This is a genomic window from Arsenicicoccus piscis, from assembly GCF_022568835.1.
GTDB lineage: Bacteria > Actinomycetota > Actinomycetes > Actinomycetales > Dermatophilaceae > Arsenicicoccus > Arsenicicoccus piscis.
This window is the reverse complement of record NZ_JAKZHV010000003.1, coordinates 149485-163222: the sequence shown is the minus strand read 5'-3', so window position 1 is coordinate 163222 and position 13738 is coordinate 149485. Positions and strand designations below refer to the sequence as shown.

The 13738-nt window shown below is 70.7% G+C and carries 15 protein-coding genes; 4 read left to right on the top strand and 11 right to left on the bottom strand.

Translation table 11 applies throughout. From position 1 onward, the window contains the following. Window positions 1-26: 26 nt before the first annotated feature. From iolB to iolC, 3 genes are read right to left on the bottom strand one after another with little or no spacing between them, the layout of a single operon-like run. Window positions 27-908: a 5-deoxy-glucuronate isomerase gene (iolB, locus tag MM440_RS06590; RefSeq protein ID WP_241443530.1), complete on the bottom strand. Its 882-nt coding sequence runs from the start codon at window positions 906-908 to the stop codon at window positions 27-29. Continuing rightward, window positions 908-1789 carry a Cgl0159 family (beta/alpha)8-fold protein gene (locus tag MM440_RS06585; protein WP_241443529.1) on the bottom strand — a complete coding sequence of 294 codons (882 nt, stop codon included), beginning with the start codon at window positions 1787-1789 and terminating at the stop codon, window positions 908-910. The genes iolB and MM440_RS06585 overlap by 1 nt, the downstream gene beginning before the upstream one ends. Next, window positions 1786-2766 carry a 5-dehydro-2-deoxygluconokinase gene (gene iolC / locus MM440_RS06580; RefSeq protein WP_338155614.1) on the bottom strand — a complete coding sequence of 327 codons (981 nt, stop codon included), beginning with the start codon at window positions 2764-2766 and terminating at the stop codon, window positions 1786-1788. The genes MM440_RS06585 and iolC overlap by 4 nt, the downstream gene beginning before the upstream one ends. 131 nt (window positions 2767-2897) lie before the next feature. On the opposite strand from iolC, the gene MM440_RS06575 reads away from it, so the two are divergent. Further along, window positions 2898-3638: a GntR family transcriptional regulator gene (locus tag MM440_RS06575; protein WP_277626393.1), complete on the top strand. Its 741-nt coding sequence runs from the start codon at window positions 2898-2900 to the stop codon at window positions 3636-3638. Here MM440_RS06575 and MM440_RS06570 read toward each other — a convergent pair. After that, window positions 3619-4632, bottom strand: a complete 1014-nt coding sequence (locus tag MM440_RS06570) for a LacI family DNA-binding transcriptional regulator (RefSeq protein ID WP_241443528.1) — start codon at window positions 4630-4632, stop codon at window positions 3619-3621. The genes MM440_RS06575 and MM440_RS06570 overlap by 20 nt on opposite strands. 139 nt (window positions 4633-4771) lie before the next feature. On the opposite strand from MM440_RS06570, the gene MM440_RS06565 reads away from it, so the two are divergent. Together MM440_RS06565 and MM440_RS06560 are read left to right on the top strand one after the other, a co-directional pair. Then, entirely contained in the window at window positions 4772-5887 is a 1116-nt protein-coding gene (locus MM440_RS06565) for a Gfo/Idh/MocA family protein (RefSeq protein ID WP_241443527.1), read from the top strand. Window positions 5888-6001: 114 nt separating this feature from the next. Further along, window positions 6002-7015: a sugar phosphate isomerase/epimerase family protein gene (locus tag MM440_RS06560; RefSeq protein WP_241443526.1), complete on the top strand. Its 1014-nt coding sequence runs from the start codon at window positions 6002-6004 to the stop codon at window positions 7013-7015. 63 nt (window positions 7016-7078) lie between these two features. Here MM440_RS06560 and MM440_RS06555 read toward each other — a convergent pair whose 3' ends face one another. From MM440_RS06555 to MM440_RS06545, 3 genes are read right to left on the bottom strand one after another with little or no spacing between them, the layout of a single operon-like run. Next, on the bottom strand, window positions 7079-7879 hold the full coding sequence (locus MM440_RS06555; protein WP_241443525.1) for a sulfite exporter TauE/SafE family protein: 801 nt from the start codon (window positions 7877-7879) through the stop codon (window positions 7079-7081). Between the two features lies 1 nt (window position 7880). After that, window positions 7881-9815, bottom strand: coding sequence for a 3D-(3,5/4)-trihydroxycyclohexane-1,2-dione acylhydrolase (decyclizing) (iolD, locus tag MM440_RS06550; RefSeq protein WP_241443524.1), 1935 nt, complete (start codon window positions 9813-9815; stop codon window positions 7881-7883). 49 nt (window positions 9816-9864) lie between these two features. After that, a complete protein-coding gene (locus MM440_RS06545) occupies window positions 9865-10944 on the bottom strand; it encodes a transaldolase family protein (RefSeq protein ID WP_241443523.1) in 1080 nt (359 codons plus the stop codon). A gap of 128 nt (window positions 10945-11072) precedes the next feature. Between MM440_RS06545 and MM440_RS06540 the strand changes: the two genes are divergently transcribed. Continuing rightward, window positions 11073-11810 carry a GntR family transcriptional regulator gene (locus MM440_RS06540; protein WP_241443522.1) on the top strand — a complete coding sequence of 246 codons (738 nt, stop codon included), beginning with the start codon at window positions 11073-11075 and terminating at the stop codon, window positions 11808-11810. A 90-nt stretch (window positions 11811-11900) separates the two neighbouring features. On the opposite strand, the gene rplI is transcribed toward MM440_RS06540, so the two are convergent. From rplI to rpsF, 4 genes are all read right to left on the bottom strand, one after another. Beyond that, complete coding sequence (gene rplI, locus MM440_RS06535) at window positions 11901-12347, bottom strand: 50S ribosomal protein L9 (protein WP_241443917.1); 447 nt, start codon at window positions 12345-12347, stop codon at window positions 11901-11903. Window positions 12348-12386: 39 nt separating this feature from the next. Then, entirely contained in the window at window positions 12387-12623 is a 237-nt protein-coding gene (rpsR, locus tag MM440_RS06530; RefSeq protein WP_006503798.1) for a 30S ribosomal protein S18, read from the bottom strand. Window positions 12624-12761: 138 nt separating this feature from the next. Then, entirely contained in the window at window positions 12762-13361 is a 600-nt protein-coding gene (locus tag MM440_RS06525; protein WP_241443521.1) for a single-stranded DNA-binding protein, read from the bottom strand. 35 nt (window positions 13362-13396) lie between these two features. Beyond that, on the bottom strand, window positions 13397-13684 hold the full coding sequence (gene rpsF / locus MM440_RS06520) for a 30S ribosomal protein S6 (RefSeq protein ID WP_241443520.1): 288 nt from the start codon (window positions 13682-13684) through the stop codon (window positions 13397-13399). Between the last annotated feature and the right edge of the window lie 54 nt (window positions 13685-13738).

Sequence of the window (13738 nt, the reverse complement as noted above, 5' to 3'; positions counted from 1 at the left end):
GTGGGTCGAAGGTGGGACGGGCGAGATCACTTGGCGGGGAAGGGAAGTCGAGCGTCGACGGGCTGGTCCTCCCAGGTGCTGCGCACCCAGGTGTGGGCGGGGTCGTCGCAGATCAGCCAGATCCGCTCGTCGCCCGGACCGGCCATGACGTTGAGGTAGTACAGGTCGTAGCCCGGGGCGGCCATCGACGGTCCGTGCCAACCGTGCGGGATCAGCACCGTGTCGCCAGGGCGGACGGCGGTGTTGATCTCCAGCGGTCGGTCCTCGGTGCCGTAGGCGGCCTGCCACGCGACCGGGTCGGTGCCGGCGCCGCCCGGCTGGGTGCGCACCTCGAAGTAGTAGATCTCCTCGAGGCTGGTCTCCTCGCCCGGCCGGTCGACGTCGTGCTTGTGCGGCGGGTAGGACGACCAGTTGCCGGCGGGGGTGATGACCTCGCACGCGATGATCGAGTCGGCGTCGAGCGTGTCGGGGGTGCCGAAGTTCTGCACCTGGCGCGAGCAGGAGCCGGCGCCGCGCATCTCGACCGGCACGTCGGCGGCCCGCACTACCGCGAACGGCTTCGCGGTCGCGGCCTTGGCCGACGGCAGCGCGACGCGCACCGGGGAGGTCGCCGTGATGGTGAACTCGCTGTCCCGCCCGACGTAGGCGATGTCGGTGGCCCCGTCGAAGACGCTGGCCCGGCCGCCGAGGGTGACCTCGTCGTCGCCGGAGCGGACCGTGAGGTCTGCACCGCTGAGCGGCAGCACGATCCACTCGCAGTCACCCGTGGCGACGGTGCGGCTCTCCCCCGCGTCGAGGTCGGTCACGAGCAGCCCGGTGTGCGCCCAGCCGGCCGTCTCGCCCGGCGTGATGCGGACGTCGTAGTCGTCGTCACCGGTGGACCCGGCGGGCTTGATCCAGTCGTTCATCAGCGACTCCTTCGCACGAGGTCGGCGGCGACGTCGACCGCTGCGGCGACGTCCCCGTCCTGCGGGTAGAGCAGGGCGCGCCCGACGACGAGCCCGGCGGCTGCGGGGGCGGCCAGCGCCGCACCCCACGAGGCGTAGGTCTCCTCGGGGCTGACCCGGGGGTCACCGCCGAGGAGCAGGCACGGCAAGGTGGTGGCGTCGAGGACGCGCTCCATCTCCTCGACGACGGGCAGCTTCAGCCAGGTGTAGGCGCTCGAGCTGCCGAGCCCGGCGGCCACGTGGATCGACTTGATCACCGAGTCCGGGTCGAGCAGGTTCGCGACCCGGCCCGACCCTGACCGCACCGACCAGAACGGCTCGCACATCGCGACCAGCCGGGCGTCGTTGAGCGCGCTGATCGCCTGCGCCGACGCCTCCAGCGTCTCGGCGGTGCCGTCGTCGTCGAGCCCGATGCGGGTGAGCATCTTGCCCCCGTCGAGCCCCTTGGCGACGATCTGGTCGGGGTCGTAGCCCGTGAAGCGGTCGTCCAGCTCGAACGAAGCGCCTTGCAGGCCACCACGATTCATCGAGCCGAAGACGAGCTTGTCCTCCAGCAGCCCCATCAGGAGCAGGTCCTCGAGGATGTCGGCCGTGCCGAGCACGCCGTCCACGCCGGGCCGCGAGAGGGCGACGGCCATCCGCTCGAGCAGGTCGCTCCGCGACGCCATCGCCATCGCGTCCTGGCGCACCCCGAGCGCGCCCCGGGCCGGGTGGTCGGCCGCGACGACGAGCAGCTGCCCCGTGCCAAGGGTGCGGCGGCCCCGCTCCGCCCAGGCACGGTCTACGGACTCGGGGGACTCGCGCCGCACCCGGGTGAGGTCACGAACGCCGATGGCACTCATGCCTGCCCCTTCTCGGCGAGCAGGGCCTCGACGGCGGCCTGGTCGGGCATGGCGCTCGAGCACTCCAGTCGCGCAGCGACATACGCGCCGGCACCGTTGGCGAAGCGGACCACCCGCTCGAGCGGCCATCCCTCGAGCAGACCGTGCACGAGAGCCCCGCCGAAGGCGTCGCCGGCACCGAGGCCGTTGACCACGTCAACGAAAACCGGTGGCACCTCGACGCGCTCGTCGCGGGTGACCGCGAGGACCCCACGCGGACCCTGCTTCACGATGGCCAGCTCGACACCCCGGTCGAGCAGCGCGTCGGCCGCGCGCTGCGGCTCGGTCTCGCCCACGGCGATCTCGCACTCCTCACGGTTGCCGACGGCGACCGTGACGTGCTCCAGCGCTGCGCCGACCTGCTCGGTGGCCTCCTGCGGCGAGTCCCAGAACATGGGGCGGTAGTCGAGGTCGAGGATGGTGTGCCGCCGCCGACCGCGCGCCTGCCACGCCGCCTGGTGCGCGACTCGGCTGGGCTCGTGGGAGAGCCCCGTGACGGTGGACCAGTAGACCCGGGCGTCGCGGATCAGGTCCAGCGGCAGCTGCTCGACGTCGAGCGTGAGGTCCGGCGCCTGCGGGAACCGGTAGAAGTAGAGCGGGAAGTCGTCGGGCGGGAAGATCTCGCAGAAGGTGACCGGGGTGGGCAGCTCGTCGGTCGTCGTCACGTGGGTGGCGTCCACCCCGAACTCGCCGAGGCTGCGACGCACGAACCGACCGAACGGGTCGTCACCGGTCCGCGACACCATCGCGACGGAGTGCCCGTAGCGCGCGCAGGCCACCGCCACGTTGCCGGCGCTGCCGCCGAGGAACTTGCCGAACGTCTCGACGTCCTCGAGGCCGACCCCGGACTGCATGGGGTAGATGTCGACGCCGACGCGACCGATGCTCACCACGTCGACCGGGGGGCCGGTCTGCGGGTCCGGGTTGTGCTGGGCCACTGCGCTCCTCACTCATCAGCTCGGCGGGTCACCGACCTGTCCAGCCTGCCCCAGCGCGAGTCGGGTGTCAAGACTTTGTAAGTACATTTGATCTTCGCCACAATGAGTCAAAGTGGGCCTATAGTCGGTCCATGGCTGTGACGCTCCCTGTGGTGATCGACCGGAACTCCCCCGTGCCGCTCTACCACCAGCTGTCCGAGCAGCTCACCGCCGCCATCAAGGACGGCACGCTCAAGCCGGGTGACCCGTTCGAGAACGAGCTGGCCCTCGCCGAGCGGCTTGACCTCTCCCGCCCCACCGTGCGCCGCGCGATCGCCGAGCTGGTGCAGCGCGGCCTGCTGGTGCGGCGCCGCGGCATCGGCACCACGGTGGCCAACGAGGTCATCCACCGGCGCGACGAGCTGACCAGCCTCTACGAGGATCTCGAGCGGAGCGGGCGCACGCCGCGCACCGAGGTGCTGGGGCTCGACACCGAGGCCTACGACGACCGCGCGGCCGAGTTCTTCGGCGTGCCCTCGGACACCCCGCTCGTCTCGATCCGCCGGCTGCGGCTCGCCGACGCCGCGCCCATGGCGATCCTGCACAACTGGCTGTCCCCGACCTTCGCCGACCTGACGACCGACGACCTCGCCGAGGAGGGGCTCTACGCGCTGCTGCGGGCGCGCGGCCTGCACCCGGTCGTGGCGCACCAGACGATCGGCGCACGCCGGCCGACGGCGCAGGAGCGCAAGCTGCTCGGCATGGCGACCGGCGACCCGCTGCTCACGATGACCCGCCGCGCGTTCGACTCGGCCGGCACGCCGGTCGAGTTCGGCGACCACTGCTACCGCGCCGACCAGTACGCCTTCGACATCACCGTCCACGAGGGCTAGGACCCGTCGTCGATCGCACCACGAGCCGTGGCGCGACGACCAGCGGGCGCGGGTCCGCGGCCGATCCCTCGATCCGGGCGACGGCCCGGCCCAGCGACTCGGTGGCGAGCGTCCTTGGGTCCTGCGACACGGTCGTGAGGGCGATGGTGGCGAGGCCCGCGATGCGCGTGTCGTCGTAGCCCGCCACGGACATCTCGCCCGGCACGTCCACCCCCAGCCCACGCAGGGTGAGCAGCATGCCGACCGCGGCCATGTCGTTGTGCATCAGGACTGCGGTGGGTCGGCGGCGCCTCGGGCGGGCGACCAGCTCGTGCGCGGCGCGCACCCCGGCGTCCTCGGTCGGGTAGCCCCCGACCAGGTCGATGCCGTCGGTGAGCCCGTGCGCCGCCATCGCGCGCTCGTAGCCCGTCCGCCGGGACCCGCTCATCACGGCGTCCCCGCCGTCGACGAACGCGATGCGCTCGTGGCCCAGCTCGACCAGGTGGCGCACCAGCAGGTCCATGCCGAGGTCGTCGTCGGCGCGGACCAGGTCGACGCCTCGGGCCTTGACGTCGGAACCGACGACCACGGTGGGCAGGTGACCTCTTAGCCGCGCCAAGCGGTTTCGCGTGATGTCAGGGCTGATGAGGATCATTGCGCCGCAGCGCTCGTGCTGCAGGCTCTCGACGGCCTCGGCCACCGGGCGGTCCGCCGTCGTGCCGCTCAGCACCAAATCGTAGCCACTGGGCCGCGCCGCGGCGTAGAGCTCGTCGACGAGCGCCGCGTGGAACGTCTGGTGCAGCCAGAAGGTCACGCCGATCACTCGCGGCCGCTGCTCGCGCAACCCCCGGGCGCGCCGGTCCGCCCGGTAGCCCAGCCGCTCGGCCGCCGCGAGCACCCTGCTGCGGGTCGCCTCCGAGACACCCGGGTCACCGCGCAGCGCCACCGACACCGACGACACCGACACCCCCGTCTCGCGGGCTAGGTCGACGATGGTCACGCGTCCGTCCGCCACGGTGCTCCTGTCTGGGTCGATACCTGTCGCTGCACTGTCGATGGGCCATTGACACCCTAACCGGAACGTTCTAGGTTTGATAATACCGGAACGTTCCGGTAGATCCGTCCCCACCCCACGATGCAGAGAGGCATCCGTCATGACGACACCCCTGTCCGTCGCGGTCATCGGAGCCGGCATGGCCGGTCGCAGCCACGCCAACGGGTGGCGGATGGCCACCACCATGTTCGACGTCGAGGATCTCCCGCCGGTCCGGCTCGCGGCTGTCGCCGATGCCAACGGACCGCTCGCCGATGACGCCGCGAAGCGCTACGGCTACGACAAGGCCGTGACGTCCTGGGAGGAGATCGTCGACGACCCCGACATCCACGTCGTCAGCATCGTCGTCGGCAACGACCTGCACCGCCCGATCGCCGAGGCGCTGGTCAAGGCCGGCAAGCACGTCCTGTGCGAGAAGCCGCTGGCCGGCACGCTCGAGGACGGCAAGGCGATGGCCGACCTCGAGCAGGACGCGTCGGTCGTGACCGGCGTCGGCTTCACCTACCGGCGCAACCCCGCCATGGCGGCCGTGTCCCAGCACGTCACCGCCGGCGACCTCGGCCCGGTCACGCTGTTCCAGGGGCGCTACAACTGCGACTACGCGTGCGACCCGGGCGGCGCGCTGGCATGGCGCTACACCGGCCCCAAGGGCAGCGGAGCCCTCGCCGACATCGGGGCGCACCTGATCGACCTGGCCGAGTTCGTCAACGGCCCGATCGCCTCCGTCGCCGGCGGTCAGCTCACCATCTCGATCGCGCAGCGGCCCAAGCCGCTCGGCTTCGTCGTCGGGCACGGCGCGGCCCCGGTCAGCGACGAGACCGGAGAGGTGACCAACGAGGACACCGCGGCGTGGACGGTCCGCTTCGCCAACGGCTCCAGCGGCACCTTCGCCGTCTCCCGCACGGCGTTCGGCATGCCCAACGGCCTGGCGTTCGACGTCTACGGGTTGCAGGGTCGCGCGTCGGTCGACTGGCACCGGCCGGCCGAGTACCTCTACGACGACGCGCTCGCCCCGCGATCACCCGCGGCGAGCGCCGGATCATCGCCGGCCCGAACCTGCCCTACCTCACCGGCGGCTACCCGATGCAGGCGCCCGGCAACGGTGGCGGGAACGCCGAGATGTTCGCCTACCAGTGTCGCGCCTTCCTCGACCAGGTCTGCGGTGTCAAGGGCAAGATCCCGCCCAACGCGACCTTCACCGACGCCTACCGCGTGATGCTCGTCATGGACGCCGTGGTGCGCTCCGAAGCCCAGGGCGGCGCGGCCGTCGAGATCCCCGCTCCGGCGCAGGCCTGAGCCTGCGAATCCCGCACTCCCCGAAAGGAACACCATGGCTCTCCAGTACGGCGCCTACACGGCGTGCCTCAGCGACCGGTCCATCCCCCAGATGCTCGACACGCTCAAGGGGCTCGGCCTCACCTCCGTGGAGGTGAACTCCGGTGGCTTCATCCCGGCGCCGCACCTGCCGGTGGACTCGCTGCTCGCGAGCGAGGCCGCCCGCGCGGACTACCTCGCGCTCTACGAGGACCGCGGGATGACGCTCACCGCCCTCAACTGCAACGGGAACCCGTTGTCCCCCAACGCCTCCGACGGACCCAAGCATGCGCACGACGTGCGCACGAGCATCGAGCTCGCCGGCCTGCTCGGCGTCAAGAACGTCATCACGATGTCCGGCCTCCCGGGGGCGGACGCGGCCGCGACCCTCCCGACGTGGGTCGTCAACGCCTGGCACGGCCAGGACCAGGAGATTCTCGCCTACCAGTGGCCGGTCGCCGTGCGGTTCTGGAAGGAGATCGACCGGGTGGCCCGGGACAACGACGTGCGCGTCGCGCTCGAGCTGCACCCCCGCAACCTGGTCTTCAACACCACCACCTTCCAGCGCCTGATCGAGGAGACCGGAGCGACGAACATCGGTGTGGAGATGGACACCTCGCACCTGATGTGGCAGCAGATGGACGTCCCGACCGTGATCCGGGCCCTGGGCGACCGGGTCTACATCGCCGCGGCGAAGGACGTCGCGCTGTTCGACGGGGTCAGGACCAAGGGCGTGCTCGACGTCGACTTCGTGCCCGTCCCCGCCGATGCCGCGGGCAAGGTGCCGGTCGGCTACCAGCACTGGTGCGCGCAGTGGCCGGACGACCCGGCGTGGCGCTTCGTCGCGGTGGGGGTCGGCCACGACGTGGACTACTGGGTCGAGGTGCTCACCGCGCTCCAGGAGGTCAACCCCGACTGCGCGATCAACATCGAGCACGAGGACGCGGCCATGTCCACGATGGAGGGCCTGACCCTCGCGGCCCAGACGCTGCTCGCGGCCGCGGCACGCGTCGACGGCACGGACGGCTGACTGGAGGCCACCAGAGCTCAGGCACCGGCACGGGTCGCCCCGGGCCGTCGAGCCCGGGGCGCCTCAACGCAACGCCAGGTAGGCGCTGGAGACCACCACGAACCCGATGACCAGGCGGTCGAAGGCGACGCGGTCGATGCGCCGCTCGAGCTGGTGGCCGAGATAGGCCCCCAGCAGCACGGCGGGGATCAGCGTGAGGCACAACGTGATTCGCGCCGGCCGGACGAGGCCGAGGCCGACGCTGATGGGCAGCTTGGTGAGGTTGACCGCGAAGAAGAACCAGGACAGGGTGCCGACGAAGTTGATGACCGACAGGTTGCTGCGCAGCAGGTAGAGGCTCATCGGCGGGCCGCCCGCGTTGGCGACCATGGTGGTGAACCCGGCGAGGAACCCGAAGACGCGGCCCGAGTGTGCGGTTGCGCCGGAGACGTCGCGCACATCAGACCCGTCGGACCCCTCGGGCTCGGTCGGCACGTCACGACGCCGGCGCAACGACCGACGTTGCCGCCACCCGAGGTAGAGCTGGAACCCGGTGAGTGCCAGCAGGATCCACCCGATGGTGCGCCGCATGACGACACCGTCGACGCGCGACAGGAAGACAGCCCCCAGGCCGATGCCGACGAGCACCGGCCCGATGAGCCGGACGATGATGTCCCACCGGGCGTCGCGGCGATAGATGCTGATGGACACCAGGTCGCCGACGATCAGCAGCAGGAGCAGCACCCCGGTCGACTCGCGCGCGGGCAGGATCAGCGCGAAGATCGCGACGGCCAGCGTCGCGGCGCCGGCGACGGCCGTCTTGGAGAATCCCGCGCAGACGCCGCCGAGCGCGAGCAGGAGCCAGGCCCCGATGCTGTCGCCCACCTCAGAGGTAGTGGCGCTGGCCGCGCTTCTCGGTGGCGTACTCCTCGAAGGCCTGCTGGGTCGACTCGAGCGTCGAGGCCTCGCTGACCGGCACGTCCCACCAGGCGCAGCCGGGCGGGTTGGGGCCGTAGAGGTTGGTCTCGATGTAGAGCACGGTGGCCCGGGGCGAGGCGGCGGCCTTCGCGTAGTTGTCGCGGAACTCCTCGATCCCGTTGCAGCGCAGCACGTCTGCGCCCCAGCTCGCAGCGTTGGCGGCGAGGTCGAACGGGACCAGCTCGCCGTCGAGCCGCCCGGACTCCGCGTCGCGCATGCGGTAGCGGGTGCCGAAGCGCTGGGAGCCGCGCGACTCCGACAGCGCGCCGATCGAGGCGTAGCCGTGGTTCTGCAGCAGCACGATGATGACCTTGAGCCCCTCGGACACGATCGTGGCGAGCTCCATCGGGAGCATCTGGTAGGTGCCGTCACCGACGATGGCGACCACCTGACGGTCAGCGTGACCCTCCGCGTCGAGCGCCATCCGCACGCCCATGGCGGCCGGGATCTCGTATCCCATGCAGGAGAAGGCGTACTCGAGGTGGTACTGCTCCGGGGTGCGGGCGCGCCAGAGGGCCTGGAGGTCACCGGGCATGGAGCCGGCGGCGTTGATGACGACGTCCTGGTCACCCATGAGCTCGTTGAGCGCGCCGAAGACCTCGGTCTGGGCCGGCAGCGGCTGGTTGTCGCGGTGGAAGCACTCGTCGATGACGGCGTTCCACTCGTCCCACAGCTGCCCGGCGCGCTGCTGGTAGCCCTCGTCGGTGCTCCAGCCGGCCAGCTCACCGCGCAGCGCCTCGAGGGCCTCCCGGGCGTCTGCCACGAGCATGGTCGCGGAGTGCTTGGCGGCGTCGAACGCCAGGACGTTGATGTTGGCGAAGGCGACGTCCGGCGCGGCGAACACCGTGTGCGAGGCCGTGGTGAAGTCCGAGTAGCGGGTGCCGATGCCGATCACCAGGTCGGCCTCCGCGGCCAGCGTGTTGGCCGCCGAGTTGCCGGTCGAGCCCACGCCGCCGACGGCGAGCGGGTGGTCCCAGTTGATCGCGCCCTTGCCTGCCTGCGTGTCCGCGACGGGAATGCCTGTGGCCGTGGCGAACTCACGCAGCGCCGCCGAGGCGCCGGAGTAGATCACACCGCCACCGGCGACGATGAGCGGGCGCTTCGCCGCCTTGATGGCGTCCACCACACGACGCAGGGCGACGGGCTCCGGCACCGGACGGGCTACATGCCAGACCCGCTTGGCGAAGAGCTCGACCGGCCAGTCGAACGCCTCGGCCTGCACGTCCTGCGGCAGGCAGATCGTGACCGCACCGGTCTCGGCGGGGTCGGTCAGCACCCGCATCGCGGCGATCAGGCTGGGGATCAGCTGCTCGGGCCGGTTGATCCGGTCCCAGAAACGTGAGACCGGCTTGAACGCGTCGTTGACCGACACGTCCAGGCTGCGTGGGTCCTCGAGCTGCTGCAGCACCGGGTCGGGGTAGCGCGTGGCGAACTGGTCGGACGGAAACAGCAGCACCGGAAGGCGATTCGTCGTCGCGAGCGCAGCGCCGGTCACCATGTTGAGGGCGCCCGGGCCGATCGACGTGGTGACCGCGAGGGTCTGCAGCCGGTTGGTCGTCTTGGCGTAACCGGCCGCGGCGTGCACCGCGCCCTGCTCGTTGCGCGCGAGGAAGTAGGGCAGGTCCGGCGTCGAGGGGTCGGCATCCACGTCGACGTCGTTCTGCAGCAGCGCCTGACCGATGCCGGCGACGTTGCCGTGCCCGAAGATGCCGAAACAGCCTGCGATCAGCCGCTGCTCGACACCGTCGCGCTCGGACCACTGGTTGGCCAGGAACCGCACCACCGCCTGTCCCACGGTCAGCCGCACGGTCTCGGCGTTGCCATAGGGGTACGTCGACGTCATCGTCTCTCCTCGCTCGATCGGGCTGCGGTGCGGTCAGGTGTGGGTGGTTCTACGGGGCTGGGACGAGGATGTCACGGACCATCTGGTCGAGCTCCTCGTCGGCCGCGAGGAACTGACGCAACGTCTTGCGGGTCGCACCGAAGCTGTCGAACTCGTCAGGGGTCATGCCGTCCACGTCGTAGGCGCGACGGAAGTCCGGCAGCTTCGCGTAGAGCTCGTCGACGATCGCGGGGTCGACCGGCGCATCCATGCGCGGGGTCAGCTCGGCGGCGAGCGCCTGGATCTTCTCCTGCCACGCGAACGGCGGGGAGATGACGACGTCACCGCCAATGAGCTCGGTCGCCTGCTTGGTGTTGCGGAACGCCGCGGACAACATCCGCGAGCGCAGCCCGCGCTCGCGGAAGATGGCGTAGGCCTTCTTGAAGGCCGCGATGCCGGCCCACTCGAGGTACTCCGGGTCGATGTCGATGTCGTCGCGCTGCACCGTCTCCTTGAGCCAGTCGTCGAGCCGGCCGCACATGAGGGTGACCACCGGACCCATGTCCGAGACGTCCTTGCCCTCGGCCTCGCGGCGCTTGAGGCCGCGCTCGATCGCCTCGCCGGCGGCGACGGCCTGCGAGACGGTGAACGACACGGTGACGTTCATGGTGACGCCGCGGTAGGTCGCCTCCTCGATCGCCTGGATCCCCTTCTTGGTGGCCGGGATCTTGACGATGATGTTGTCCGCGAGACCGGCGAAGTGCTCGGCCTGGTCGGCGAGCGCCTTGGCGCTGCGCGCGAGGCGGGGGTCGGTCTGCATCGACAGCCGGCCGTTGCGGCCGTGATGAGCCTCGAACGCGGGCTTGAGCAGCTCCGCGGCCTCGAGGCTGAGCTCCTCGACGACCTTCCAGCCGATCTCGGACTCACTCGCGTCGGGCATCTCCTCGGCAAGCTCCCGGATCCGCGCGGTCCAGCGCGGCAGGTCGGCCTTGATGCAGGTCACCGCGATCACCGGGTTGCAGGTCGCACCGACGGCGCCCCAGGCGATCGACTGGGTGAGCTCCTTGGGGTCGGCCGAGTCGTTCCACAGCGCCGTCGTGCCGAGAGCCGTCATGGTGGACAGCGGCGTCGGGGTGGTCGTGGTCGTCATGCTGGCCTCCGCGTCAAGGGGTGGATCGGGCTTCTCCTCCCATTCTTGGGGGACCGCGGAAGCCCTGTCAACGTATTGTCCTAACATTTTGCCATGAGGCCCGGCCGTCGGCATCGTAGGCTGAGCCCATGCCGGTTGCCGCACCCCTGCCCGTGGTCCTCGACCGCACCGACGACCGGCCGCTCTACCAGCAGCTGGCCGACCAGCTGCGCGAGGCGATCACCACCGGTGCGCTGCGTCCGGGTGACCCGGTCGAGAACGAGCTGGCCCTCGCCACCCGGCTGCGCGTCTCCCGCCCGACAGTGCGTCGAGCCATCGGCGACCTCACCGCGCAGGGGCTCCTCGTGCGTCGTCGCGGTGTCGGCACCCGGGTCGCCAACCAGGTGATGCAGCCCGGTGACGAGGTGACGAGTCTCTGGGACGACCTGGCGCGCGCCGGCCGTTCACCGCGGACGGCCGTCCTGCGGCACGAGACCGGCGTGACCCACCCTCGGGCCGCGGAGACGCTCGGCCTCCCGGCGACCACCAGGCTGGTCTACCTCGAGCGGATCCGCTACGCCGACGGTGACCCCCTCGCGCACCTGGTCAACTGGCTGCCGCCGCAGTTCGCGGACCTGACGGACACCGAGCTCGGCGAGCGGGGGCTCTACGACAGCCTGCGGGCCCGCGGCCACGAGCCGGTCCGCGGCCGCCAGCTGATCCGCGCCCGGATCCCCACCGGTGAGCAGCGGCGCCTGCTGCACATCACCCGCGCCGACGCGGTCCTGCTGATGCTGCGGCACACCGTGGACGCCGCCGGCACCCCAGTGGAGTACGGCGAGCACTGCTACCGCGGCGACCAGTACACCTTCTCGGTCACGGTCTGACCCTGGCCCCCGCACGACGACAGGGCCGGCCCACGAGAACGTGAACCGGCCCTGCGGTGTGGTGCGAGACGCGTCTCGACCGAGGAGTCGTCAGTCGGCGATGACGTCGAGGCGGACCGTGGCGGCCACCTCGGGGTGCACGCGCACGACGACCGAGTGGGCGCCGAGCGCCTTGATCGGGCTGGTGACCTCGATGCGGCGACGGTCGACCGACGGCAGACCCGCCTTGTCGAACGCGTCGACGATCGTGGTGGTGCTGACCGAGCCGAACAGGCGGCCGCCCGCACCGGACTTGACCTTGACCTTGACCGGCTTGTTCTCGAGCTGGGCCTTGATGTTCTTGGCCTCGTCGAGAGACTTCACCGCGCGGGCCTCACGGGCCTTCTTGATCGCCTCGACCTGCTTCTCGCCGCCCTTGCTCCAGGGGGTGGCCAGGTCGCGGGGGACGAGGTAGTTGCGGCCGTAGCCGGGCTTGACCTCGACGACGTCGCCGGGCTCACCGAGACCGGTGACCTCGTGCGTGAGGATGAGCTTCATGGACTTCATGGACTATCTCCTTCTCGTGACGCCAGCGGCTCAGCGAGCCGAGCTGGAGTAGGGCAGCAGCGCCATCTCACGGGCGTTCTTGACGGCCTTGGCGATGAGGCGCTGCTCCTGGACGGAGACGCCGGTCACGCGGCGGGCGCGGATCTTGCCGCGGTCGGAGATGAACTTGCGCAGCAGCGCGGTGTCCTTGTAGTCGATGTTCTCGATCTTGGCGACCTTGAGCGGGTTCGCCTTCTTCTTGGGCTTGCGCACAACGGGCTTGGCCATCGTGGTGCTCTCCTTTGGGTTGAGAGCCCGGCCGGGTGGCCGGGATAGCGGGGTCTTGCTTTCGAGGGATGCGGCTCACCGGCTGCCGGTCGCGAGCGACCGAGCGGCACGGTGACCGCGGTGTGGGATCGAGGTCGGTCAGAAGGGGGGCTCGTCGTAGGACGGCGCGCCGCCGCCCCAGCCACCCTGGCCGCCACCGGTGTTGCCACCGCCGGCGTTGCCGCCCTGACCACCGGCGGGCGTGGCCCACGGGTCGTCCTGGTTCTGGCCGGAGCCGCCCTGGCCGCCGAAGCCGCCCGAGTTGCCGCCGGAGCCGAAGCCGGAGTTGCCACCCTGGCCGCCCTGCTGACCACCGAAACCGCCGCCGCCCCCACGCTGGGTGCGGGTGACCTTGGCCGTGGCGTAGCGGAGCGAGGGACCCACCTCATCGACGTCCATCTCGATGACGGTGCGCTTTTCGCCCTCCTTTGTCTCGTAGCTGCGCGACTTCAGTCGCCCGGACACGATGACCCGGGTGCCGCGCGTGAGCGACTCCGCGACGTTCTCGGCCGCCTCGCGCCACACCGAGCAGCGCAGGAACAGCGTCTCGCCGTCCTTCCACTCGTTGGACTGACGGTCGAAGGTGCGCGGGGTGCTCGCCACCGTGAAGTTGGCGACGGCCGCACCGGAGGGGGTGAAGCGAAGCTCGGGGTCCTGGGTCAGGTTGCCGATGACGGTGATGACGGTCTCGCCGGCCATGACTGCTCCTCGATCTCGTTAGGTGCCGTGCTGGCTCAGGCGCCGGGGCGCAGGAGCTTGGTCCGCAGGATGGACTCGTTGAGGCCCAGCTGACGGTCGAGCTCGGCGGCGGTGGCCGGCTCGGCGTTCAGGGTCACGACGGCGTAGTAGCCCTCGGACTTCTTCTTGATGTCGTAGGCCAGGCGACGACGGCCCCAGAAGTCGAGGTTGTCCACGCTGCCGCCGTCCTTGGTGACGACGGTGAGGAACTTCTCGAGCGACGGGACGATCGTGCGCTCCTCGAGCTCGGGGTCGAGGATGATCATCAGTTCGTACTGACGCATGCGATAACCCACCTCCTTCGGTCTTGGCGGTCACGGTCTCTCCGTGACAGGAGG